The sequence below is a fragment of the Acaryochloris sp. CCMEE 5410 genome, from assembly GCF_000238775.2.
GTDB lineage: Bacteria > Cyanobacteriota > Cyanobacteriia > Thermosynechococcales > Thermosynechococcaceae > Acaryochloris.
This window is the reverse complement of sequence record NZ_AFEJ02000001.1, coordinates 269,206-289,847: the sequence shown is the minus strand read 5'-3', so window position 1 is coordinate 289,847 and position 20,642 is coordinate 269,206. Positions and strand designations below refer to the sequence as shown.

Below are 20,642 nucleotides of genomic sequence, written 5' to 3'. Positions count from 1 at the left end.
GCCCTCTGAATGTACCTTCAGAAAGGACATCAGTCAGAAAGCTGGACATTCACAACAGCTCTCGTTGAACAATCGGAAACAATTCGGACACCGAGTGGAGATTCTAAAACTCATCTCAACTACAAATTTAAATATCGATATTGGGTCAATGGAAAGTCTTATACGTCCCATCGCAACTCTTATAAAGCAGGAGATGGAGATATGGCTGGGATTGTAAACCAATTAAAAAAGGGAGATTCTGTGCAGGTCTATTACAATCCCAACAACCCATCAGACGTTGTGGTGGAACGAGGCTATTCCCTACTGCAGATAGTGTGGATCGCAGCAGGCTTAGGAGGGCTGGGTTTTTGTGGCCTGGGGTTAGCTGGATTATGGATGGATCCTTTAGATAGAAACCATCATCGCCATGCTTCCGATATGGAATAGCACTATATCTATTTTATGAATATAGTGCTATTTTTGAATATAGTAACCCAGACTACTTAGGTCCAATATGTCAGAACTCAACTTACGTTTGACACCTAATCAGGAGGTCATCTTAGCGGCCTTACGATTACATAGACGTTATGGTCTTGAGATTCTAGCTGCTATTGAAAATAGTGGGGGAAAGCAGATTGGTTTTAATTCCCTCTATCCCAATTTGAAGAAATTAGAGCATAAAGGACTCGTCCAGTCGGAATGGGGAGATGAGTCTCCAGAAGAGCATAGTAGGGCAAGACGGAAGTATTACCGGATTACTGATGTAGGCATTAGAGCATTAGATCTTAAACAAGAACTATTAGCTGGGGTAGCAGCCTGGATACCTGAAACAGAAGGGGCATGATATGAATGAGAAGGACTTAGAGCTTGCAGGCAAAACAGGACGGTTTGCTCGTCAGTTTCCTCAAGTATGGCAAGAGTATCAGGACTGGTTGAGAGCCATTGTCTCTTCTCGGGAGCAACTGCAACAACGCTATTCCAAGGGACTTGCCAGTCTGATATTCAGATGGCGATTGCTGTATTTTGCCATCTACATTGTAGCTATGGCTGGATGTAAGACTTTGGTTCAAAGCCGAAACCAGCTATCGACTCGGCAAGGTGATAGGGATAAGGCTCTTGACTTGGGCCAGACCGAGAACGCAACCCAATCTCTACAAATTAATAGCACCTATTTTATTCTGCAAAGGATAGCGACGCTTTTAGCCGTGGCGGAATTAACCCTATGTGGTCTAGCAGCGCTTACGGGTGTCATGCTGGCGTTCTATTATCAACCGACAGCGATTGGTGCTCATGCATCGTTGTATGCGATCGCATATCAAATTACCAACGGCAATCTGATTCTCAGCCTGCACAACATTGCTGGGAATGGCCTCATAGTTCTGGCTTTAGTCCAAATTGTTGTTATGTTTTTGGGGCGACAGTTTATGAGATATTGGTTAACGGCCTGGATTAGCGGTATTTGCCTAGCCCTAGCAACAATAAGTCTTAGCTGGACCGCCATTATTCTCAATTGGGACCAGGTCGGGTTCTGGCGATTCAAGATTGAGCTCAGCATTATTGGATCCTTACCTGCAGGCTCATTTCTCAGGGAGGTCTTAGCCGGTGGGAGCGCTATCAATACCCTAACGCTGCAGCATATGTATACTTTGCACAGCTACGTACTTGCGATCGCAGCCCTGCTTTTGTCTATTGTTCATCTCGCAGCCCATATCTTCCAAGAAAAATCTTGGGCTCAAATTGCTCCTGGGAGCTGGTGTTCTTCAGAAGATACCAGCACCGTTTAGTTGTTTTAAAAACCCAATAGTCTACGCCCAAAAGGAATCCCATTAATCAAGCCAATGCACTCCATTATCAGGCGTGGGGGGGGATTCATTGGCCAGATTAGCCTCTGAAGTCGAAGGCATTCCTTCATTGGGGTCAAACTGAATAAACGGATTGACGCTCACATCCGTGAGACTATCCGGATCAATAATCATGTAGGGGGGTTCCCCAATATGCTCTGGATAAAACTGCTCAACGAAAAAATCCAAGGTGGCTTGTCGAATATAGCCATTCAGAACGGCAAGGGCTCCAAACCGTAACCCTGTCTTTTTCTGAGCTGCCAAGATAGCATCGACCATGTTTCGATCAATCAGTCCAGCCCGACGAAAATAGCTACCAATGGGAACTGGCTCTGCTTGAGTATCTGGGTAGGGCCACTGATCGCCAAAAAAGTCAGCCGTTTGTTGTTGAACCCACCCATGGAGTGTCAGAATTTCACCCAAGCGCATCATTTCATACAGCCGCTGCTCATAAAGGGCAGTCTCTAGCTGATGGGGCGTAATCAGATCTGAAGCACACAAACGCTCACCAATTTTGTGAGAGTTTTGGATTAGGGTGGGGCCAATCGTCATGGCTTAGCCTACAGAATACTCTTCCCCAAAGTAACAAATTTCATTCTCATAAGTGAATATTGTTACGGAATGCAGGACAACAGAGGGGGATTGGAGAATTACCAGGGAAAGTACCCCATATACTGACACCTTTATCGTTTCTCAGTTAGAGCTTAAAGCCAGATGCTGGCAAAAACAAATAGCATGGCCCATAACGAATTCACTGATTCTTAATCAAACAACTCTCGATGGTAGTGGATTAAATATCCAAGAGAAGCAACAATCCAATCCATCTTTATCATTCACAAGATCACCATCGTAGAGAGAATTTCTACACGCATTAGCAGCAAATATCCTCACTATCATTGTGAACACAGTAAATCCCCCTCATTTTCGAAACCCAACAGGAGTAATGAGAATGAGGGGGAAATTCCAGTATTGTCAATTAGGAATGAAACCTTATTAAAACCATGAAGACAGAGGACGCTTATCCCTCTCCACCTTCTCCACCATCATCAGATGAACCATCTTCTCCACCTTCTCCACCATCATCGGTGGAACCATCTTCTCCGCCTTCGCCACCATCATCTGCAGGGCTTTCTACAGCTGGGCTGGGGCTTTCTTGTTCACCACCTTCACCATTTGTTGTGCCACCATCACAGGCAAAAAGGGTAGCCGATAAACCTAAGGCAAGAAATAACTCAACTGATTTGGAACGTTTCATTGTAGTCACTTAAATTTTCAACAGAGCTGGAATCATCCTACCGTTTATTCACATCAACTCTCATTAAAAAGAAAAATGATTGCCCAAAACTTCAGGTTTTTTTCAGATTGACTTTAAGCATTCGAGGGATGAAACAGCTGATATATAGGTGTTTTAGCAGGGTTTCATACATGATGTCGACCTAGAGGTTTCCGATTAGACCCTCAATATAGACCTTGGAAGATCAAATTTTATAGATATTTTCTCAATTAGATTTAATTGATATTGCTTTGAGCGGCTTACTTAAAGCTTACCACTATCTACAATATGGATAGTGACAAGCTGCTCAAATGAAAGGCTTACTCATTCTTTCATCGTCAATCCAGAGAAAAAATTTTTTAAAAAAGCCCTAAGCTTATTGCCATTATTGGCAATGCCTGCTTAAATAGCGGAAGAGCTTTATTGACTTTAATTCTCAATAAAGCTCTAAACCCAACAATCTTCCTTTCAAACCTACCCTAGGACTGGATAGCAAGAAGACGTTGTACCAAAACGCTAGCTAAAAAAACATCCGTCGGAAACGGCATTCCTTTTGTTAGCACAGCCCTCACATATATGTCAGAGGTTGGTTCCTTCAACCTCTGGCCTTTACTTAAAATCTTTCGCAATGCTCATAACAGAGCGATGAATATGGACATTCAAAAAGGAAGGAGACTTTCCTATGCAAAACTACGGTAACCCTGAAGTTGCCTATGGCTGGTGGGCGGGTAACTCCCGTGTAGCGAATTCTTCAGGATTATTTATTGCTGCCCATGCAGGTCATGCTGGCTTAATTTCGGTTTGGGCTGGTGGTTTTACGTTATTTGAACTGGGTCGGTATTCCACTGAATCTCCCATGTGGGATCAGGGACTTGTGCTCCTGCCTCACCTGGCTGCTGAAGGCATTGGTTTTGGGTCTGGTGGAATTTTAAATGATCCACAACAACTGGTAGCAGTGGGTATGGTCCACATTATCGCTGGGGCCGTTCTGGGTGCTGGCGCGTTGTTTCATATCCTGAAAGCGCCGCTTGATCTCAGCGACGCCTCAGGTGCAGCTCGTACCTATCACTTCGAGTGGGACAACCCTACTCAATTGGGGCGGATATTAGGGCATCATCTTCTCATCCTGGGCCTATATGCGCTCTTATTTGTGGGTTGGGCCATGTTTTGGGGAGGGCTCTACGATCCTGACCTACAAGAGGTTCGCCTAGTTACGAATCCAACCCTCAGCCCCTCTGTGATTTTTGGTTATCAAACTCATTTCGACAGCGTAGATAATTTGGAAGATATCGTTGGGGGCCATATTTTTATTGCTGTCCTAGATATTGTCGGTGGGATTTTTCACTTGCTTGTTCCCATGCTTCCTTGGGCTAAGAAGCGCGTCCCTGTCAATGGAGAAGCAATATTATCCTATTCCTTGGGAGCAGTGGCTTTCTTCGGTTTTCTCTCTGCCTATTGGTGTTCAGTGAATACCTATGTGTGGCCAGAAGAATTTTACGGACCGGCCTTACAAATTAAATTTGGCTTTACTCCCTATTTTGCTGATACGGCAGTACTTCCCTACGGTATCCATTCCGCCCGTTGTTGGCTATCTAATGCAACCTATATCTTGGCGTTCTATTTCCTCCAAGGTCATCTTTGGCATGCCTTGAGGGGGCTTGGCTTTGACTTTAAATCCGTTGAGAAGTTCCTCAATTCTTTGACCTACGATGAACCAGTGACCTCTGCCAAACCAGCGCAATCGAAGAATGCTATGGCACCTGTTCCGGCGACTGCCCCACCTGCACAGGCGACCGCAGATAAGTAGGTTTTTTCCCTATTCAACTCTGTTGAATAAGAGCGCCACGGTAAGAGCGTGAACAACCTGGGCGCTTCACGCTCTTGCCACTTTCATCTTAACGAAACTTAGTTTTTTAGTAGTAATCCTTTGGAGTAGATATGACACAAATCGGAATGTTCTATGGCACAACCACTGGTAAAACAGCAGAAGTGGCTGAAAAAATCCAGGAAGCCTTTGGCGGGGAAGATATTGTTACTCTGATCGAAATCCCAGATGCTGAAAACGATGACTTTTCCAGTTACAACTTCTTGTTGATTGGTTGTCCGACTTGGGATATCGGTGAACTGCAAAGTGATTGGGACGCATTTTTCCCTAACCTAGACAGCATTGATTTTTCCGGCAAGAAAGTGGCCTATTTTGGTACCGGTGATCAAGTGGGCTATGCCGATAACTATATGGATGCCATCGGCATGATTGAGGCAAAAATCTCTGAAAAGGGCGGCCAAACCGTTGGCTATTGGTCAACGGATGGGTATGAATTTGATGGTTCTAAGGCAGACAGAGGCGGAAAATTTTGTGGTTTGGCACTGGATGAAGATAACCAGTCTGAACTCTCTGATGAACGCATTGAAGCTTGGGTTGCCCAAGTTAAAACAGAATTCGGAATATAGGGTTCCAAAAGCCGGGTCAGGGCTTATTCCTGGCCCTTCATCTCCCATTTTTTGAATTCTTCCTTACTCCATTTGCGACGAAATACATGACTCACTCCATTGATGCTGTCTGGACAACGACTAGTCCCTATCTCAAACGTTTTGACCAACCCTTACTGGATCGATTGAGCAAACACAAAACGATTGCTCAGTGGCAGTACCAACAAACTGCGGATGAACCCAGTTCCCTGAGTACAGCAGTAGATCTCCTACATGAATATATCCAAAATTTTGACCATCCTATCCATTTAATGGGGCATGGTACAGGCGGGTTAGTGAGCCTATTGTATGCGCGTCAATGCCCACAGAATGTTCGGTCCCTCACCATACTGGGGGTGGGCGCATCAGCCACCCTAGATTGGATGGCCCACTATTATTTTCATCTGCAGTTTGTACCTAGCAATCGCCGTCAAATTTTAGCTCAGCTGATTCCCGATCTATTTGGTGAACAAAATTCAACCGTAACTTGCTATCTCAGTCGGCTATTGGAAAAGGAAATGATGGTTTCTCCTTCGCCTCATTCCCTGCTTCAACGCTACAGTTTGCCTCCCAGCGGTGTATCAATGCCCCTATTTGTTTGTGGCTGTAAAAATGATCCTGTTGTCGATAGCCAGGCTTTGAAGGAATGGCAGCGTTGGATGAAAGGATGCGATCGCATATGGCAATGCAAGAGCGGTTACCACTTTTTCCACTGTTTTCATCCACAGCCTATCGCAGAACAAATTCTGGACTTTTGGCAAATCAAATCAGAGCCTCCCCTTCCATCTGAAACTTGGGATGTTTGCTCCGTTTAATTCAGCATCAGTTTTTTACTTTGGTTGTCTGATGGTTTCTTCACTATCTACCGCTCCTTTTTCTTCGTTCATGCACTCTCAATCTAGTGGTTTGCAATCGTCCTTCTTCTCAGATCGAGCCTTTTTACCCTCTGAATCGCAAGAATTGTGGAAAATTACGCGAGGGCTTGTGCGAACCTATACCTGGGATTCCAATGGCAATATCACCACCTTGGGAATTTGGGGAACTGGAGATATCGTCGGCCAATCCCTGTCAAACGTTACACCTTATATGATCCAGGCCTTAGGAACCGTTGAAGCAACGTCTCAAGTCTCTAATCAATGGAATAATCCTGAAGCAATTCTCAGTCATGCCCAACAACTCACCATTCTGCTAAAAATCATTAGTATTAAACGAGCAGACGATCGGTTATTAAGCTTGCTTCAATGGTTGGCCCATCGTTTTGGCTATGTAACCCCAGCAGGAACCTGCACAACGTTGCCCATCACCCATCAAGAGTTAGCAGAAACCGCTAATGTCACGAGAGTTACAGCCACTCGCTTAATAGGTGACTTGGAGCAACAGGGCGTTCTATCATGGTCTCGCCGACGTCAATTTGTACTGTTGAAGCCATCCTAACTCCCATGGCAAGGCTTCTAATTTAGGTTTGCTTGCCAGTAGCGATTGTAGTCAAGCATCTTTCGTCAGAGATTGGACTATCTTGAGGGACTCATCAATATGGCCCTGGAAGTTCAACTGCGAATTAAAAATATGACGAACTACGCCGTCTGTATCAATCACATAGGTCACTCGGCCAGGTAATAGTCCTAATGTAGAGGGAACCCCAAAGGCCTTACGGGCTTGATTGGCTCCATCGCTCAATAAGGTAAAGGGGAGTTGGTACTTATTGGCAAACTGTTGATGGGAATTTGGAGTGTCGTTACTGACGCCAATCACCTCTGCCCCCGCATCTTGAAAAACGGTATAACTATCCCGAAAACCGCAGGCCTCTTTCGTACAGCCAGGGGTATCATCTTTGGGATAAAAATAGAGGACAACAATCTTTTCCCCTAGGAAGCTTTTAAGGCTAACGGTTTCTCCTGTCGGGGTTTGGAGAGTTACATCGGGAACTGAATTACCAACTTTGATTGCCATTGATTTGGTTTAAGGGTGAGATTTCTGTCCTTCTCCCAATGCTATCAGAGAAATCTCATCCCAATTATGGAGACCTAGAGGGTGCCCGTAATTGGTTCTCTGTTCCATACAATTGGCATAGTTTCTGTCTTACCCAATCTGGTTTTTCAGATGAGTCATAGCCTGCAGGTAAAGCTCCATTCCATCTTCTATCTCAGTTTTCCTAGGGTAGTGGTGGATGGATATTCGCGCCGATGAAGAATTTCATTAAAGTCATACCACTGTTGTTGAGACCATTGGTTACAGTTCATCCTTCCAGATTGAACTCCAGATTGGACTTGTTCTACCAAAGGTCTACGAATGTGCTCATATTGGTGAAATGCATTTGAGATTGCAGTTCTATCATCCAACTCGTTATTCTGAATCAGCTGAACGATATAGGTGCCAACCACAGCTGCATCTTCCAGCCCTTGATTAGCCCCTTGGGCCATAAACGGAGGCATTCCATGGGCTGCATCACCGACGAGAACTGACCGTCCATGACTCCAAATCGACTGCACATCCTTTAGACCTGCGATTGGATGTATAAAATAGGGGCGATAATAAACTGTTTCAGGGGCTGATGCCCTCACAATTTCAGAGAAAATAGGTAGAAAATCAGCATCTCTTAAAATTTTCAGCCCTAACTCGAGAACTTCTGCAGGTGAACTCTTGTGCAATACATCCAATTTAACTGTACTGGTAATGGCATAGCCTATTGCTGTATCAGAAATTCGGATCAAACTTACACGGGTCTGTTCTTGTTCTGGAGTATCAAATTGAGCTGAATCACTCTTAAGGGTAACGACCTTTGCTCCTTGCAAATATCGAGTCTCTAAAGTGTCGAGTATGGAATCTGGTAAATTGTCACACTTAAAGCAACTGATCGTGGCGAAACCAGAATATTGCGGTTTTGCCCATTCTTCTAACCCTTTATTTCTATAAAGCACTTGGCGTATCGTTGAGTTGATTCCATCTGCAGCAACGACTAACTTGGCATAAAATCGGCTACTGATGGATGCTTGATTGGTTTCAGGCGTAGTAGAAGGTTCTGAGCCAGAACGCAATATTTCCCAATGGGCAAAAGGATTTATGGGCGTCGCTGCATCCGAGGTCGAATCTACGCGCACCCAGTCAGGACTGTCCTCAATGTGAACACAACGATGATTGGCTAGGACCTTTTCTGCGGGGAGTAGATTTCTCAATTCAGTTTGTAAATTAAACCAGGACAAGGAGACCCGTCCTTCTCCATAGCGGTCAAACCAACTTTGAAAATCCATGGGAAACGAGCGCAAAATGTCTCCCTGTAGATTTCTTTTGCACCACCGTTGTGTTGCAGGGGCTGGCTGAGATTGAGAGACCGAAGAACTAGAAGGTTTACTCACGCCAAGCTGGGATGCTTTGATTTGCTCGTAAGCATTTGGGTCAATATATTTGATGGCTCGTAAGCCATTGGGGAGTAAATCAACGACTTGCCCCACCCTGCGAAATTCACGGGTCTGATCGATGACCAGAATATTCGTGATGCCTCGTTTTAGAAGTGCGATCGCAGTTGCTAAGCCAACTGGGCCAGCCCCTACAATCAAAACATCATAAATATGCTGTGGGGCAGTGAAATCTGGGCCATCACTCATAGCACTCAAGCAGATATGATTTGCAAGTTTAGAATTCAGTTGCTTATAGCTTATGGGTAACAGGTACCGGCAGCAATAAACGAAACTTGCATTGATCGAGGGGATGGATCAGTTATTCAGTGAATACTCAAAGGCAGTACTTTTTAATGAATTCCAATTAGCTAGCCATACTTTTCCATAGAATCGTTACACCTGAAAACGGGGCAGCCCCTCCTTGATTTAGAACTGGTCATAATGCTAGCTGTCCTCGAAAGATTAGAGCACTAGGGCATTATCCGTCTTAGTTTAGTTGTTAGCTTCTTAGGGGAAGCGAGAGCTGACATTTTATAGATAATTTGACCCCGACATAACCCCAACCTGAAGAGCTTTTCAGTTCTCAACAAGTAGTTCAGCATTCTAGAAGGTCGAGACGAGGACTCTTGATGAACAGTGGTATTTCCCTGTGTACTGTTTGGAGAAATCTGAATCCAAATCTCTGGAGAACTTGACCAGGGTGAAGAAGATTTTGATGAGCTGCCAAGTTCCAGCTTATCAACCGCAAAGTCGACCTGATTTGCAATCCGATGCAATCCGTCAATGGAAAAGTTGTACTTATGGGCAATGTGTAGGTACATCAATAAATTACCCAGAGCAGGTAGATGCCCAAACTGATCAATGCGGCTAATATCAGGCACAATCAAGACAATCTTCCCATTAGGGGTGAGATACTGACGAGCCTCTTGCAGAAAATTAAGTGGCTGATCAAGATGTTCAAAAACGTGATGTAGATAGATCAAATCAAACTTCGCTTTTCTTTGCTCTTCTGGCAGGGAATTTAGGTCGCCATAGTAAAGATGTTTAACCCCATAGTGGCGACCCGCTTGCAAGGCTGCTACATCGTAATCACAGCCAATGGCGTCATATCCCCGTTCCTGCATGAATTTAACACTACCTCCTCCTCCACAACCAACCTCACACAGTCGGCTTTTTGGTGTTAAGGAGTCACCGGCGAATTGAAGGAGTTTCTCAGAATAACTGCTTTGGCTCGCAATATAATCTCCATAATCAGCCGAGTCATCAACATCCATGGCATACATTTTTCGATAGATGTTGGTATAAAAATCAGCTAGGCTAGCTTCATCTAAATACGGATCAAATCTTACCGTTCCGCATTGATTACATAAGACTGATTTTAGCGGAATGCCATATCTATCGATCTCAGAAACGAGAATATCTTCTGATGATTCTGCTCCGCAAGGACAGGCCGAATGCTGAAGATTATATGACTTATTGGCAATATTTAATTTTATTTTGTCTATGTAATTTTTCTGGGTTTCAGAAACAGAAGGCTGATAAGGATTATCAGAATTAAACTCAAATCTAGGAGAAATGATTTTCCGTTCTGGTGCTAATATCATAGTCAAAAACTTGTCAGTAAATTAAAGATTCAAGTTTTATACTAAGCACCGGAAAGTTATAAAGAAGTGGCTTAGGTCACAAAGTAAAATCTAATTGTTGAGATAAAAATAGTCTGACTTATTTGGATGAATTCAATGTAAAAATTAGAGCTATTTGCTACCTAGCCCCAGTTCGGGTTAAGCCCATTTTTGAGATTCTTCTACGAAAGAATGCAGGTTTCAGTCTACGCAAGAATAAGGGTTTCAGCTTATCCCGAACTCAGGTTACCTAGGTATTTCTTTTGCTACAACTTCTTTGATAATCGGTTGACAATATGTTTAGCCCGAAATAAAGCGCCAGCCTGGTTTAAATGGTATTCACTATCAAAGAAATAATTTACCTGTAAGGCCATCTCTTTAGAGGTATCAATAAAATCAAGCTCAGAAGAATCCTTTAGGGCAGCACTAATTTCACCAATGGCCTCTGAATTATCCTTATAAACATTTTCAGCCAGTGGTGGATAAGAGAAATAGACTTGTGCACCCTTATCTTTCGCAACTTGATCAAATTCCTGAATGATTCTTAAGGCCGTTTGAATTGAACTATTCGTCACTTCCAATGTACCCTTTATCTTCGAAATATCTCGTGGTGTTCCTGTATTCGCCGTCATATCTCCAACTGGATTAAAATTAACCCGTTTATAGGTTTTATCTAGTTCATAGGTCCCAGTAAAGGTCGAAATGACATTACGAATTACACCGCCTAGATAGAGTTGCCCTTTATCTAACATCACAGGAGCATAGTAATAAGGAACAAACTTGATATTTTGAAATCGATTGTCAATGGTGTTAAACAGGCGTTCTGGAATATCAGGTAAATGATTAGAGAAATTCTCATATTCTAGGGAAACAACTACGACATCACCCGACGCCAACTTCTGCTCAACTTCATTCAGGGTATACTCAAGGCCGAGGGCAGCATGAAGTCCCATATTGACCGGTTGATGGTTAAGCTGACTGGAGATATAGTTAGAGTTAATTCCAAAAGCAACATTAGACCCTCCCACAAAGATAATTCTGGGTTGGGCTTGCCGCTTGAGGAGAGCGTGCTTGTCGATTGTTGCAGCTAAATACTGTTTTTGTGCTAGCTGATCATGAGTTTGAATGTAGTAGAACGCAATTGCAGCGAGTATGAGGAATTGGAGCGAAGCAAACTTAAAAAGCTTAAGTAAAAACTTATTCATATCTATTTAAGTTGTTTGTGGTGATTGGCAGTCAAATAGGTGGGTGCAATGCCATTTCTTTCTCATTAATTTGGCAGCAAAAAACCATCCTCATCAATAAATCCTCATCAATAAGACAGGCAATTTGAGTCACTGAGGTTACTCACTGAATGCCTATGCTCTTATTTAGCGATAAGGTTTCTGGGAGACTTTTCAATAATCATCTTTAACCGTACACGTTTTGCTTTTTTCGCATTGTGATCGAGCTTACGTTTTAGTGGTTATATCTAAAATAGTTGTCCCAAAGTCCCATTCAAGCTTCATCTGTAGTCCACCTACTCAGCCAAAGAGTATGTAATGGCATGCAAGATCTTTGTTGCTTACTAGCCTATATCCTAGACCTAACAGGACTGACACTCTGTTTCTGCTATCTAACGTAAGGGTTAATGATATAGCGGTTCACAGCTCAACTTTTATGCCAAAGTCTTCAGACGATAGCAATCGCTAAATTCATACCGTACCGGATACTATTCAATGTCAATCTTTGTGCTCATCAGACATCATCCGATTTGGACCGATGATGATTCGAGTACCATTTGTAAAATAGCCCCCAAACCTGAACTCATTTCTGCAGGAGTGATTTTGCCGTCATGGTCTTGGTCTAGGGCATCAAATACAGCATCTGTTCCTAACCATTCTTCCCGGGTGATACAACCATCACCATCTAGATCGTAGCTGTGAAAAATATCGGCGGTTGCAGTACTAACCTTAACGTCAGATTCTAGTCGCACCAATCGGTTAACTAGCAATTGTTCTAAAGTTTCCAGCGCTTTACTAAACCCCTTAATCCCTTCTTCTAATTTTTCGGAAGCCATGGGATCGTTGGCATGCATCTGCATAAAGGTTGCTTGATCGATGGCCAACTTTTCTATCTCCATCCCTGCTGCCTTACTGGGATCGAGTTTTCGCGGCACATTATCAGTACTGGCTTGTAGCTGTGCCAGTAGCTTAGGTGAAATGGTGAGGAGATCACATCCGGCTAATTCTAAGATCTCGCCAGTATTGCGGAAGCTAGCACCCATAACTTCAGTCGTATACCCGAACTTTTTGTAGTAGTTATATATCTGAGTAACAGACTGTACCCCCGGATCGTCAGAAGGTGTGTAATCTTGGCCAGTCTCTTTTTTATACCAATCCAGAATCCGACCGACAAAAGGAGAGATTAAGGTAACCCCTGCTTCGGCACAGGCGATGGCCTGGTGGAGACCAAAAAGTAGCGTCAGGTTGCAGTGGATGCCTTCTTTTTCCAAGACTTCTGCAGCTTGAATCCCTTCCCATGTGGAGGCGATTTTGATTAAGATGCGATCTCGGTTAATTCCTGCTTTTTCATATTCAGAAATAAGGTAACGTCCTTTGGCAATCGTGGCCTCTTGATCGTAGGAAAGTCTCGCATCAACTTCCGTTGAGACCCGCTGAGGAACGATTTCTAAAATCTTTTTGCCAAAGGATACTGCTAAGCGATCAAAGGCTAAGGACGCAATGTCTGCATGAGTTGCACCTGAACCTGCATCTGCTTTGGCTTGCAGCAAGGTTTCATCGACAATCTCTTGATATTCAGGCATTTGTGCTGCTGCAGTTATCAGAGATGGATTGGTGGTTGCATCACGGGGGGTAAACTGCTCGATCGCTTGAATATCACCAGTGTCAGCAACAACAACTGTAACTGCTTTGAGTTGGTCTAGTGCACTTTTGGCCATGACTGATTCCCTGTAGTAATGGGTGATGCCTTTACACTGTAGCGTTGAAGAACTAGGGCTTCGAGCCATGCAAGCATTGGTTCTAGTTCCCCGATCTCATTGTGAATAACAGACTTAACTTATTACACATTACTCACTCTAGATATGGATTAATGCCATATGAACCCTATCTTGGAAAATTCTCAGAATCCTCTGGATTCAACCTCAGTTTCCTATGACTTAATCAACATAGACATTCAAAGGTTGATGCATCTCTTACTCTAATCCTCGATGGATGAGTGATTTCAATGATTGCCACGTACGGTCTGCATCAATGTCTAGTTCTGCTACCAAAACAAAGGATTAACGATGCCCTCACTTCACTCCGCTATTCGTTCACTTGGTGTTTTAATTGCTGTGAGTTCTGTCAGCCTTCCGGTTTGGGCGGCTCCCCAGTCTTCTAACAAAACTGCATCTAGTTTGGGGGAACCCATCATCGTTTCACCCAACCCGAAAATTGTTGAGCCAACTCCGGCGACCAAACTCATTGAAGACGTTAATTCCCAACTGAAAGGCACAGAAATCTCCCGCCGTCTTTCCCCTCAGCCTGACCCTTCATTCCAGTGGCAGTCAGAGCTTCAGAACAATCAACGTCGTAGTGATCCAGGCTATCAATTCTTCCAGTCCAAGTTTTAAATGCCACCAGAGGGAACCTTGCACTTCCGTATCTAGGAAGGCACAAGTTGGAAGTCTGTTTGGTGCCCCGAAGCTGTTTATTTGCGCGCAAATCTCCATCTCCCATCGCCAACCTTGACAGCGTTTGCAGACCATAAAGTTTGGTCTGAGTCACCTATCCGTTTTCACCTACCCTACCCCTATCAGGTCACAATTTCAGATGGAGGCATCTCAGGAGCGACCTTTGTATCATGGGAATGGTAGCACCATAGCTTTTAGGATTCTGATGGAATCTGTATCCTTGATCCAAACGGTGCTTTAATTTGGATGACCTTTGATATGCTCGATTCCTCAAAGATTTTCGTTCAAGGAATAGCACTCATTGCCTTCGGAGTAGTGTCTTGTACTTCCCCACAACGAACGGGTCCAAGCTCTCTAGCTTCTGAGAAACAGGAGTTGGCTGCCCAGCCAGGAGCAGCTCAATGTACCTTAGTGGACAATGGCTTTGGCCCTCAAGGACAAGTTCAGATCAGGGTGGAAGAAGTGGTATCAGGGTTAGAGGTGCCCTGGGGCATTGCCTTTTTGCCGAATAACCGCATGTTGGTAACAGAGCGGCTCGGACAAATTCGGTTGGTTCAGAATGGCAAGTTACGCTCTCAGCCCATTGCTACAGTTAGGGTCAGCGATCAAGGTGAAGGGGGATTGTTGGGGATTGCCACCCATCCTGATTTTGCCAATAACCGATTCTTCTATATCTATTTCACCGCCAGCCAGCCTGGGAAATCTGTCAATCGAGTTGAGCGCTGGCGATTGTCAGAAGATGGGGGCAAAGCAATCCGCGATCGCATTATTGTAGACAACATTCCCGTTGCCCGCTTCCATAATGGTGGACGAATTCGATTCGGCCCGGACGGGATGCTCTATATTGGCACGGGTGATGCCCGAGATCCTGACCTATCTCAGGATATCAACAGCTTAGCAGGTAAGATATTGCGGGTTACACCAGAAGGACAGGTCCCCGCCGATAATCCTTTTGCCAATAATCCAGTCTATATTTCGGGGATTCGCAATACCCAAGGATTTGATTGGATCAATCCTTCCACCCTTTGGGTGAGTGATCATGGTCCAAGTGGTGAGTTGGGACGGTCAGGACATGATGAAATCAGCGTGGCCCAAGCTGGGGATAATTTGGGCTGGCCCACGGTGTATCGATGTGAATCCCAACCTGGATTGGTCCCTCCGACCCTCACCTGGCGTCAAGCCCTACCCCCTGGCGGTGCTGCAGTCTATACAGGGGATGCTATTCCAGAGTGGAAAGGGAGCTTTTTGGTAGCAGGACTGCGGGCTGAACAGTTGCAGCGCATCGTCATTGATCCTCAATCCGGTCAGTTGCAGCAGCATGAAGTTTATTTGCAAGGTCAGCAAGGACGTTTGAGAGAGGCTGTGATGGGACCTGATGGTGACTTGTATATCACGACGAGTAATTGTGACGGTCGGGGTAGATGCTCAGCAGACCGAGATAAGATTCTGCGCATTACTCGCTAATTGCTGGATGCATCGCTCTTGATCCAAGAGAGATTGGGTTTTGCCGCCGCTATCTCTTTTGGTATAGCTTGATGGTAGCCATCTATTACGACGAGTGATCTTTGGTAGCTTAAGGTATGGAAGCCATCCATAACCCATCGTCAAATAAATATTGTGAGAGGTCTAATATACTTGGGTAATTGTCTCATTATTGAGTAGTCACAACACCATATCTGCATGATGTAACCCCCTTTGTCTGCTGGAGTAGATAATGATTTTTCCGGGCTTTAATTTGTTAGTGATGGTAAAGTTCATTCCATTTCAATGATTAGTATCCCGTTCCTCGATTGATTGAGATTTGCAGTGTCTAGTTCTATCCTCAGTGCTAGAGCAGAAATACTATTCGGGAGCAATTTATGTCCCGTTCCCTCAAGGTTCGTAGTGATCGTACCGACCAAGCTAAATTAGCCCTTAAACGCAATGGATTTCATAGTCAGAGAGCACTCGCTGAAGCTGCAGGTTTTTCGTTAGCAACAGTTAGCAATTTTTTACGGGGGCTACCGGTTGATTTTGCAACCTTTGTCGAGCTGAGTGCACATCTGTCTCTAGATTGGCAAAGCTTGGCTGATGTTGGCGGCTCTCAGCCAACGCCAATCCATCAGTCTGCCGATCAGCTCCCAAGTCGTCCAGCTCAGGATCGACGTTTAAACTGGGGAGAGTCTCCAGACGTATCCTCTTTTGTCGGTCGCTCGGCTGAACTATCGATTCTTCGCCATTGGATAGAGGTTGCTCGATGTCGCTTGATTATGATTCTGGGGATGGGAGGCATCGGCAAAACCTCACTTTCGGTCACTTTGGTTCACCAAGTTCAAGAGAAGTTTGACTGTGTAATATGGCGGAGTCTTCGGAATGCCCCCTCAGTAGAGGCTATTCTGGACCAACTCTCTCAATGCTTTTTCCCTTCTCAGCAGAATCAAACGTCGTTGGATGCCAAAATTCTCCAGTTACTAGCGTATGTGCGAGAAAATCGTTGTTTGATTGTTCTGGATAATGTGGAATCGATTTTACAAAGTTGCGATCGCAATGGCCAATTCCACGCTGCCCACGAAGGCTACCAACATCTCTTCAAAGTGATGGGTGAAACTCAGCATCAGAGCTGTCTGATTTTGACGTCTCGGGAAGTTCCCCGATCCTTAACTACATTAACCGGAGACACGAGCCCAGTCCGAAACTTTATCCTCAAGGGGTTGCCCTATACAGAGGCTCAGCAACTCTTTCCTGTTAAAGGCGATTTTGAAGGCCAATCTAGTGAATGGGAAACCCTGATTGACCATTACAGCGGTAATCCCCTGGCCCTAAAAATTATTGCCTCTGCGATTCAGAATTTTTTCAATGGCAACATTTCCCAATTCCTAGCCCTGCTGAAGGAAGAGACATTTGTCGTTGACGATATCCATAACTTATTAGCAGAACAATTTGACCGCCTCACCGCTTTAGAACAAGACATTATGTATTGGTTGGCTCTAAATCGGGAACCCACCACGTGGCAAGAGCTGCAATCTGATTTAGCCAATCCCCATTCATCGGCAGAGATTTTACGAGCGATCTCATCCTTAGAACGAAAGTCACTGATCGAGAGACAAAATCAAGGCTTTACTCAATCTGCCGTAGTGATGGACTTCTTGATTCAAGAGTTTGTGGGGATGATGGTCGAAGCACTGATTGCCCAAGATCTATGTCGGCTGAGTTCCCACTGTTTGATCAAGGTCAACAGCAATGATTACCTGCAAGATATACAAACTTGCTTAGTTCTAGATCCTATTACTCAAAGATTGCAGACTCACCTTGGTTCCTTACCAAATCTTGAGGAACATCTAAAACAGATGTTGGCTCAAGCCCGACAGCAGCCGTTGCAACTTGCAGGCTACATTGGGGGCACCATTTTCAATCTGTTGCGACACCTACAGGTTGACTTAGGACATTATGATTTTTCCAATCTACCTCTGAAGCAGGCTAATCTTCAGGGTCTCCGTCTTAACAACATCAACTTGTCTGGATGTGATTTAGCGCATTCATCCTTCTCTCAGACCTTTAGCAGTATCCGGGCCGTTACCTTTAGCCCTGAATGGTCTCAGTCAGATGTGAAGAATCAACTTTTGGCAACGGGTGATACCAGCGGCGAAATCCGCCTATGGCAGGTGCCAGAAGGCCAAAATATATTAACCCTATCGGGGCATACTAATTGGGTTTGTGCTTTAGCTTTTCATCCCAAAGAAAAGTTGCTTGCTAGTGCCAGTGCCGATCACAGCATCAAAATTTGGGATACTCATACTGGACAGTGCCTCAATACATTGATAGGCCATCGCAGCTGGGTCATGTCAGTTGCCTATAGCCCTAGTGGGAAGGAATCGCAGCCATTTCTTGCCAGCTGTAGTGCAGACCGCAAGATTAAACTCTGGGATGTGCAAACGGGGCAATGCCTGCAAACGTTGGCAGAACATCAACATGGCGTCTGGTCTATTGCGATTGACCCTCAAGGGAAATACGTAGCCAGTGCTAGTGCAGATCAGACGATTAAGCTGTGGGATGTCCAAACTGGACAGTGTTTACGAACATTCAAGGGACACTCACAAGGGGTTTGGTCCGTGACCTTTAGCCCGGATGGCAAGCTTTTAGCGACAGGTAGTGCAGACCAAACCATCAAGCTGTGGAATGTGCAAACGGGACAGTGCCTAAATACATTCAAGGGCCATCAAAATTGGGTGTGGTCGGTCTGTTTCTATCCCCAAGGAGATATCCTCGTCAGTGGTAGTGCAGATCAATCTATCCGGCTGTGGAAGATACAAACAGGACAATGCCTTAGAATCTTGTCTGGCCATCAAAATTGGGTGTGGTCTGTCGCTGTGAGTCCTGAAGGAAATCTGATGGCCAGTGGCAGTGAAGACCGCACCTTAAGGCTATGGGATATCCACCAAGGTCAATGCCTCAAAACCTGGCAAGGATATGGCAATTGGGTGAGATCCATTGTTTTTCACCCCCAAGGGGAAGTACTGTACAGCGGTAGCACTGACCAAATGATCAAACGGTGGTCTGCCCAGTCTGGAAAGTATTTAGGGGCTTTATCGGAAAGTGCTAATGCCATTTGGACCATGGCGTGCCACCCCACGGCTCAATGGTTAGCGAGTGGACATGAAGATAGCAGTTTAAAGCTGTGGGATCTTCAAACTCACCAATGCATCCATACCATCACTGGGCATCTCAATACAGTGTGGTCAGTTGCCTTTAATCCATCGGGAGATTACCTGGTAAGTGGTAGTGCCGATCAGACGATGAAACTCTGGCAGACTGAGACAGGGCAGTTGCTACAAACCTTTTCAGGTCATGAAAACTGGGTTTGTTCCGTGGCCTTTCATCCCCAAGCAGAAGTGCTGGCTAGTGGGTCTTATGATCGCACGATTAAACTTTGGAATATGACGTCAGGGCAATGTGTGCAAACTCTGAAAGGACATACTAGCGGTTTATGGGCGATTGCGTTTAGTCCAGATGGTGAACTATTGGCAAGCTCCGGCACAGATCAAACGATTAAGCTTTGGGACGTCCAGACTGGACAATGTCTGAATACCCTGAGAGGACATGGAAATTGGGTGATGTCGGTTGCTTTCCATCCTTTGGGACGATTGTTAGCGAGTGCCAGTGCAGACCATACCCTCAAGGTATGGGATGTTCAAAGCAGTGAGTGTTTACAGACATTGTCAGGTCATCAAAATGAAGTCTGGTCAGTGGCCTTTAGTCCTGATGGCCAGATCTTAGCAAGTGGAGGAGACGATCAAACCCTGAAGCTTTGGGATGTGAACACCTATGACTGTCTTAAAACCTTAAGGTCTCCCAAACCCTATGAAGGAATGAATATTACAGATGTGACCGGGTTAACGCCAGCCCAGAAGGCGACTTTAAGGTCGTTAGGTGCTAAAGATCATCTACCATGTCTATGATGAGATTAGCCGATATGTCATTAAATGGAGAAGATTCTTTACCTATATGCAAGCCCCCCCTAAACCATCGGTAATTTCTACGGATAAATTTATAAATCCGTCATTACCCGCTCAATTTATGGTGATGATTGTTATCTCGTGGGTGTTGCTTCTATTTGTAGGCGGAAGTTTATTCTTCTTCCCTGGGTTTGCTCGCAGCCACTGGATGTGGGCATTGACTCCTTTTAATACCAATTTCTTAGGGGCCGTGTATCTAAGTGCATGGGTGCCTTTAACGGTGGTCTTATGGGTTCGTCGATGGGCGCCTGCACGGCTAATTTTACCGATGCTTTGGGTCGTAACTACTTTTATTCTGATAGCCTCGTTTTCCCACCCTGAGCAGTTTGCGTTAAACCGTCGTGTCACGGGGATTTGGTATTGGCTCTATTTAGTTGACTGCTTGGGAGCCACTTACTACTTGGGCAAATTTCACAGTCGTCCTCCTGCGCGTTCATCACGAGTCGGGAAACGGTGGGCTTTGGTATTGCGGGTTCAGAGCTTTGCATTGGGCGGGTTTGGCGTAGGCTTGCTCGGAATCCCCGCTTTATTTGGCCAATTTTGGCCTTGGCCCCTCGATCTTTTTCACTGCCAGTTGTACAGCTCAATTTTTATTGCTGGAGCGGTGGGCAGTTGGGTATTGCAGCGAGCGGCAACTTCAGTTGAGCTGTTGACGATGGGGCTGACTCAGTTGACATTTAGCCTTTTAGTTTTGATCGGGATGACAGTGGTAGATGCTTCGGTGCATAAAATCCAGTGGCTGCAGGCTGGAACTATTGTTTGGCTAGGTAGTTTTGTTGTTTTAGGTTTTATTGGCATGATGATGATTCGTCAGTCTTTCAAAGCTGATGAATAGACCTCTTGCAATATTCATTTCACGATGTGGTATTGCTGTTTGCCATCCCTTAAGCAGCCA

18 protein-coding genes are annotated in these 20,642 nt (G+C 44.9%); 11 read left to right on the top strand and 7 right to left on the bottom strand.

What is annotated here, in order from left to right; genetic code table 11:
* Positions 1 to 9: 9 nt before the first annotated feature.
* The 3 genes from ON05_RS01215 to ON05_RS01205 all read left to right on the top strand — a co-directional run bounded on the left by ON05_RS01215 (position 10) and on the right by ON05_RS01205 (position 1,763).
* Entirely contained in the window at positions 10 to 426 is a 417-nt protein-coding gene (locus ON05_RS01215; protein WP_010473159.1) for a DUF3592 domain-containing protein, read from the top strand.
* Between the two features lie 67 nt (positions 427 to 493).
* Positions 494 to 823 (top strand): PadR family transcriptional regulator, encoded by a 330-nt coding sequence (locus tag ON05_RS01210; protein ID WP_010473158.1) that lies wholly within the window; start codon positions 494 to 496, stop codon positions 821 to 823.
* A gap of 1 nt (position 824) precedes the next feature.
* Complete coding sequence (locus ON05_RS01205; protein WP_010473157.1) at positions 825 to 1,763, top strand: cytochrome b N-terminal domain-containing protein; 939 nt, start codon at positions 825 to 827, stop codon at positions 1,761 to 1,763.
* Between the two features lie 42 nt (positions 1,764 to 1,805).
* Here ON05_RS01205 and ON05_RS01200 read toward each other — a convergent pair whose 3' ends face one another.
* Together ON05_RS01200 and ON05_RS01195 are read right to left on the bottom strand one after the other, a co-directional pair.
* Positions 1,806 to 2,372, bottom strand: coding sequence for a hypothetical protein (locus ON05_RS01200; RefSeq protein WP_010473156.1), 567 nt, complete (start codon positions 2,370 to 2,372; stop codon positions 1,806 to 1,808).
* Between the two features lie 466 nt (positions 2,373 to 2,838).
* Positions 2,839 to 3,075, bottom strand: a complete 237-nt coding sequence (locus ON05_RS01195; RefSeq protein ID WP_010473155.1) for a hypothetical protein — start codon at positions 3,073 to 3,075, stop codon at positions 2,839 to 2,841.
* 700 nt (positions 3,076 to 3,775) lie between these two features.
* Here ON05_RS01195 and ON05_RS01190 point away from each other — a divergent pair.
* The 4 genes from ON05_RS01190 to ON05_RS01175 all read left to right on the top strand — a co-directional run bounded on the left by ON05_RS01190 (position 3,776) and on the right by ON05_RS01175 (position 6,996).
* Positions 3,776 to 4,900, top strand: coding sequence for a chlorophyll a/b binding light-harvesting protein (locus ON05_RS01190; protein WP_010473152.1), 1,125 nt, complete (start codon positions 3,776 to 3,778; stop codon positions 4,898 to 4,900).
* Positions 4,901 to 5,031: 131 nt separating this feature from the next.
* Positions 5,032 to 5,544 carry a flavodoxin FldA gene (gene fldA, locus ON05_RS01185; RefSeq protein ID WP_010473151.1) on the top strand — a complete coding sequence of 171 codons (513 nt, stop codon included), beginning with the start codon at positions 5,032 to 5,034 and terminating at the stop codon, positions 5,542 to 5,544.
* An 86-nt stretch (positions 5,545 to 5,630) separates the two neighbouring features.
* Positions 5,631 to 6,377 (top strand): alpha/beta fold hydrolase, encoded by a 747-nt coding sequence (locus ON05_RS01180; RefSeq protein ID WP_010473149.1) that lies wholly within the window; start codon positions 5,631 to 5,633, stop codon positions 6,375 to 6,377.
* 31 nt (positions 6,378 to 6,408) lie between these two features.
* The gene (locus ON05_RS01175) at positions 6,409 to 6,996 is read left to right on the top strand and encodes a Crp/Fnr family transcriptional regulator (protein WP_039779976.1); all 588 of its coding nucleotides are present in this window, start codon (positions 6,409 to 6,411) and stop codon (positions 6,994 to 6,996) included.
* 51 nt (positions 6,997 to 7,047) lie between these two features.
* Here ON05_RS01175 and ON05_RS01170 read toward each other — a convergent pair whose 3' ends face one another.
* The 5 genes from ON05_RS01170 to ON05_RS01150 all read right to left on the bottom strand — a co-directional run bounded on the left by ON05_RS01170 (position 7,048) and on the right by ON05_RS01150 (position 13,520).
* Positions 7,048 to 7,512 (bottom strand): peroxiredoxin, encoded by a 465-nt coding sequence (locus ON05_RS01170; RefSeq protein ID WP_010473146.1) that lies wholly within the window; start codon positions 7,510 to 7,512, stop codon positions 7,048 to 7,050.
* Between the two features lie 188 nt (positions 7,513 to 7,700).
* Positions 7,701 to 9,164, bottom strand: coding sequence for an NAD(P)/FAD-dependent oxidoreductase (locus ON05_RS01165; protein ID WP_010473145.1), 1,464 nt, complete (start codon positions 9,162 to 9,164; stop codon positions 7,701 to 7,703).
* A 263-nt stretch (positions 9,165 to 9,427) separates the two neighbouring features.
* Complete coding sequence (locus ON05_RS01160) at positions 9,428 to 10,561, bottom strand: bifunctional 2-polyprenyl-6-hydroxyphenol methylase/3-demethylubiquinol 3-O-methyltransferase UbiG (protein WP_010473143.1); 1,134 nt, start codon at positions 10,559 to 10,561, stop codon at positions 9,428 to 9,430.
* 284 nt (positions 10,562 to 10,845) lie between these two features.
* Complete coding sequence (locus ON05_RS01155; protein ID WP_010473141.1) at positions 10,846 to 11,784, bottom strand: hypothetical protein; 939 nt, start codon at positions 11,782 to 11,784, stop codon at positions 10,846 to 10,848.
* Between the two features lie 539 nt (positions 11,785 to 12,323).
* Positions 12,324 to 13,520, bottom strand: coding sequence for a transaldolase (locus tag ON05_RS01150; RefSeq protein WP_010473139.1), 1,197 nt, complete (start codon positions 13,518 to 13,520; stop codon positions 12,324 to 12,326).
* Between the two features lie 348 nt (positions 13,521 to 13,868).
* Between ON05_RS01150 and ON05_RS01145 the strand changes: the two genes are divergently transcribed.
* The 4 genes from ON05_RS01145 (at position 13,869) to ON05_RS01130 (ending at position 20,582) form a co-directional block, all read left to right on the top strand.
* Complete coding sequence (locus ON05_RS01145; RefSeq protein WP_029315181.1) at positions 13,869 to 14,195, top strand: hypothetical protein; 327 nt, start codon at positions 13,869 to 13,871, stop codon at positions 14,193 to 14,195.
* Between the two features lie 318 nt (positions 14,196 to 14,513).
* Positions 14,514 to 15,719, top strand: coding sequence for a sorbosone dehydrogenase family protein (locus ON05_RS01140; RefSeq protein ID WP_039779973.1), 1,206 nt, complete (start codon positions 14,514 to 14,516; stop codon positions 15,717 to 15,719).
* A gap of 395 nt (positions 15,720 to 16,114) precedes the next feature.
* The gene (locus tag ON05_RS01135; protein WP_010473132.1) at positions 16,115 to 19,690 is read left to right on the top strand and encodes an NB-ARC domain-containing protein; all 3,576 of its coding nucleotides are present in this window, start codon (positions 16,115 to 16,117) and stop codon (positions 19,688 to 19,690) included.
* Positions 19,691 to 19,736: 46 nt separating this feature from the next.
* Complete coding sequence (locus ON05_RS01130; RefSeq protein WP_010473130.1) at positions 19,737 to 20,582, top strand: hypothetical protein; 846 nt, start codon at positions 19,737 to 19,739, stop codon at positions 20,580 to 20,582.
* Positions 20,583 to 20,642: the final 60 nt, after the last annotated feature.

Coding starts and splice junctions, on each gene's coding strand:
- ON05_RS01215 (WP_010473159.1), top strand. CDS start 10: ATGTACCTTCAGAAAGGACATCAGTCAGAAAGCTGGACATTCACAACA.
- ON05_RS01210 (WP_010473158.1), top strand. CDS start 494: ATGTCAGAACTCAACTTACGTTTGACACCTAATCAGGAGGTCATCTTA.
- ON05_RS01205 (WP_010473157.1), top strand. CDS start 825: ATGAATGAGAAGGACTTAGAGCTTGCAGGCAAAACAGGACGGTTTGCT.
- ON05_RS01200 (WP_010473156.1), bottom strand. CDS start 2,372: ATGACGATTGGCCCCACCCTAATCCAAAACTCTCACAAAATTGGTGAG.
- ON05_RS01195 (WP_010473155.1), bottom strand. CDS start 3,075: ATGAAACGTTCCAAATCAGTTGAGTTATTTCTTGCCTTAGGTTTATCG.
- ON05_RS01190 (WP_010473152.1), top strand. CDS start 3,776: ATGCAAAACTACGGTAACCCTGAAGTTGCCTATGGCTGGTGGGCGGGT.
- fldA (WP_010473151.1), top strand. CDS start 5,032: ATGACACAAATCGGAATGTTCTATGGCACAACCACTGGTAAAACAGCA.
- ON05_RS01180 (WP_010473149.1), top strand. CDS start 5,631: ATGACTCACTCCATTGATGCTGTCTGGACAACGACTAGTCCCTATCTC.
- ON05_RS01175 (WP_039779976.1), top strand. CDS start 6,409: ATGGTTTCTTCACTATCTACCGCTCCTTTTTCTTCGTTCATGCACTCT.
- ON05_RS01170 (WP_010473146.1), bottom strand. CDS start 7,512: ATGGCAATCAAAGTTGGTAATTCAGTTCCCGATGTAACTCTCCAAACC.
- ON05_RS01165 (WP_010473145.1), bottom strand. CDS start 9,164: ATGAGTGATGGCCCAGATTTCACTGCCCCACAGCATATTTATGATGTT.
- ON05_RS01160 (WP_010473143.1), bottom strand. CDS start 10,561: ATGATATTAGCACCAGAACGGAAAATCATTTCTCCTAGATTTGAGTTT.
- ON05_RS01155 (WP_010473141.1), bottom strand. CDS start 11,784: ATGAATAAGTTTTTACTTAAGCTTTTTAAGTTTGCTTCGCTCCAATTC.
- ON05_RS01150 (WP_010473139.1), bottom strand. CDS start 13,520: ATGGCCAAAAGTGCACTAGACCAACTCAAAGCAGTTACAGTTGTTGTT.
- ON05_RS01145 (WP_029315181.1), top strand. CDS start 13,869: ATGCCCTCACTTCACTCCGCTATTCGTTCACTTGGTGTTTTAATTGCT.
- ON05_RS01140 (WP_039779973.1), top strand. CDS start 14,514: ATGCTCGATTCCTCAAAGATTTTCGTTCAAGGAATAGCACTCATTGCC.
- ON05_RS01135 (WP_010473132.1), top strand. CDS start 16,115: ATGTCCCGTTCCCTCAAGGTTCGTAGTGATCGTACCGACCAAGCTAAA.
- ON05_RS01130 (WP_010473130.1), top strand. CDS start 19,737: ATGCAAGCCCCCCCTAAACCATCGGTAATTTCTACGGATAAATTTATA.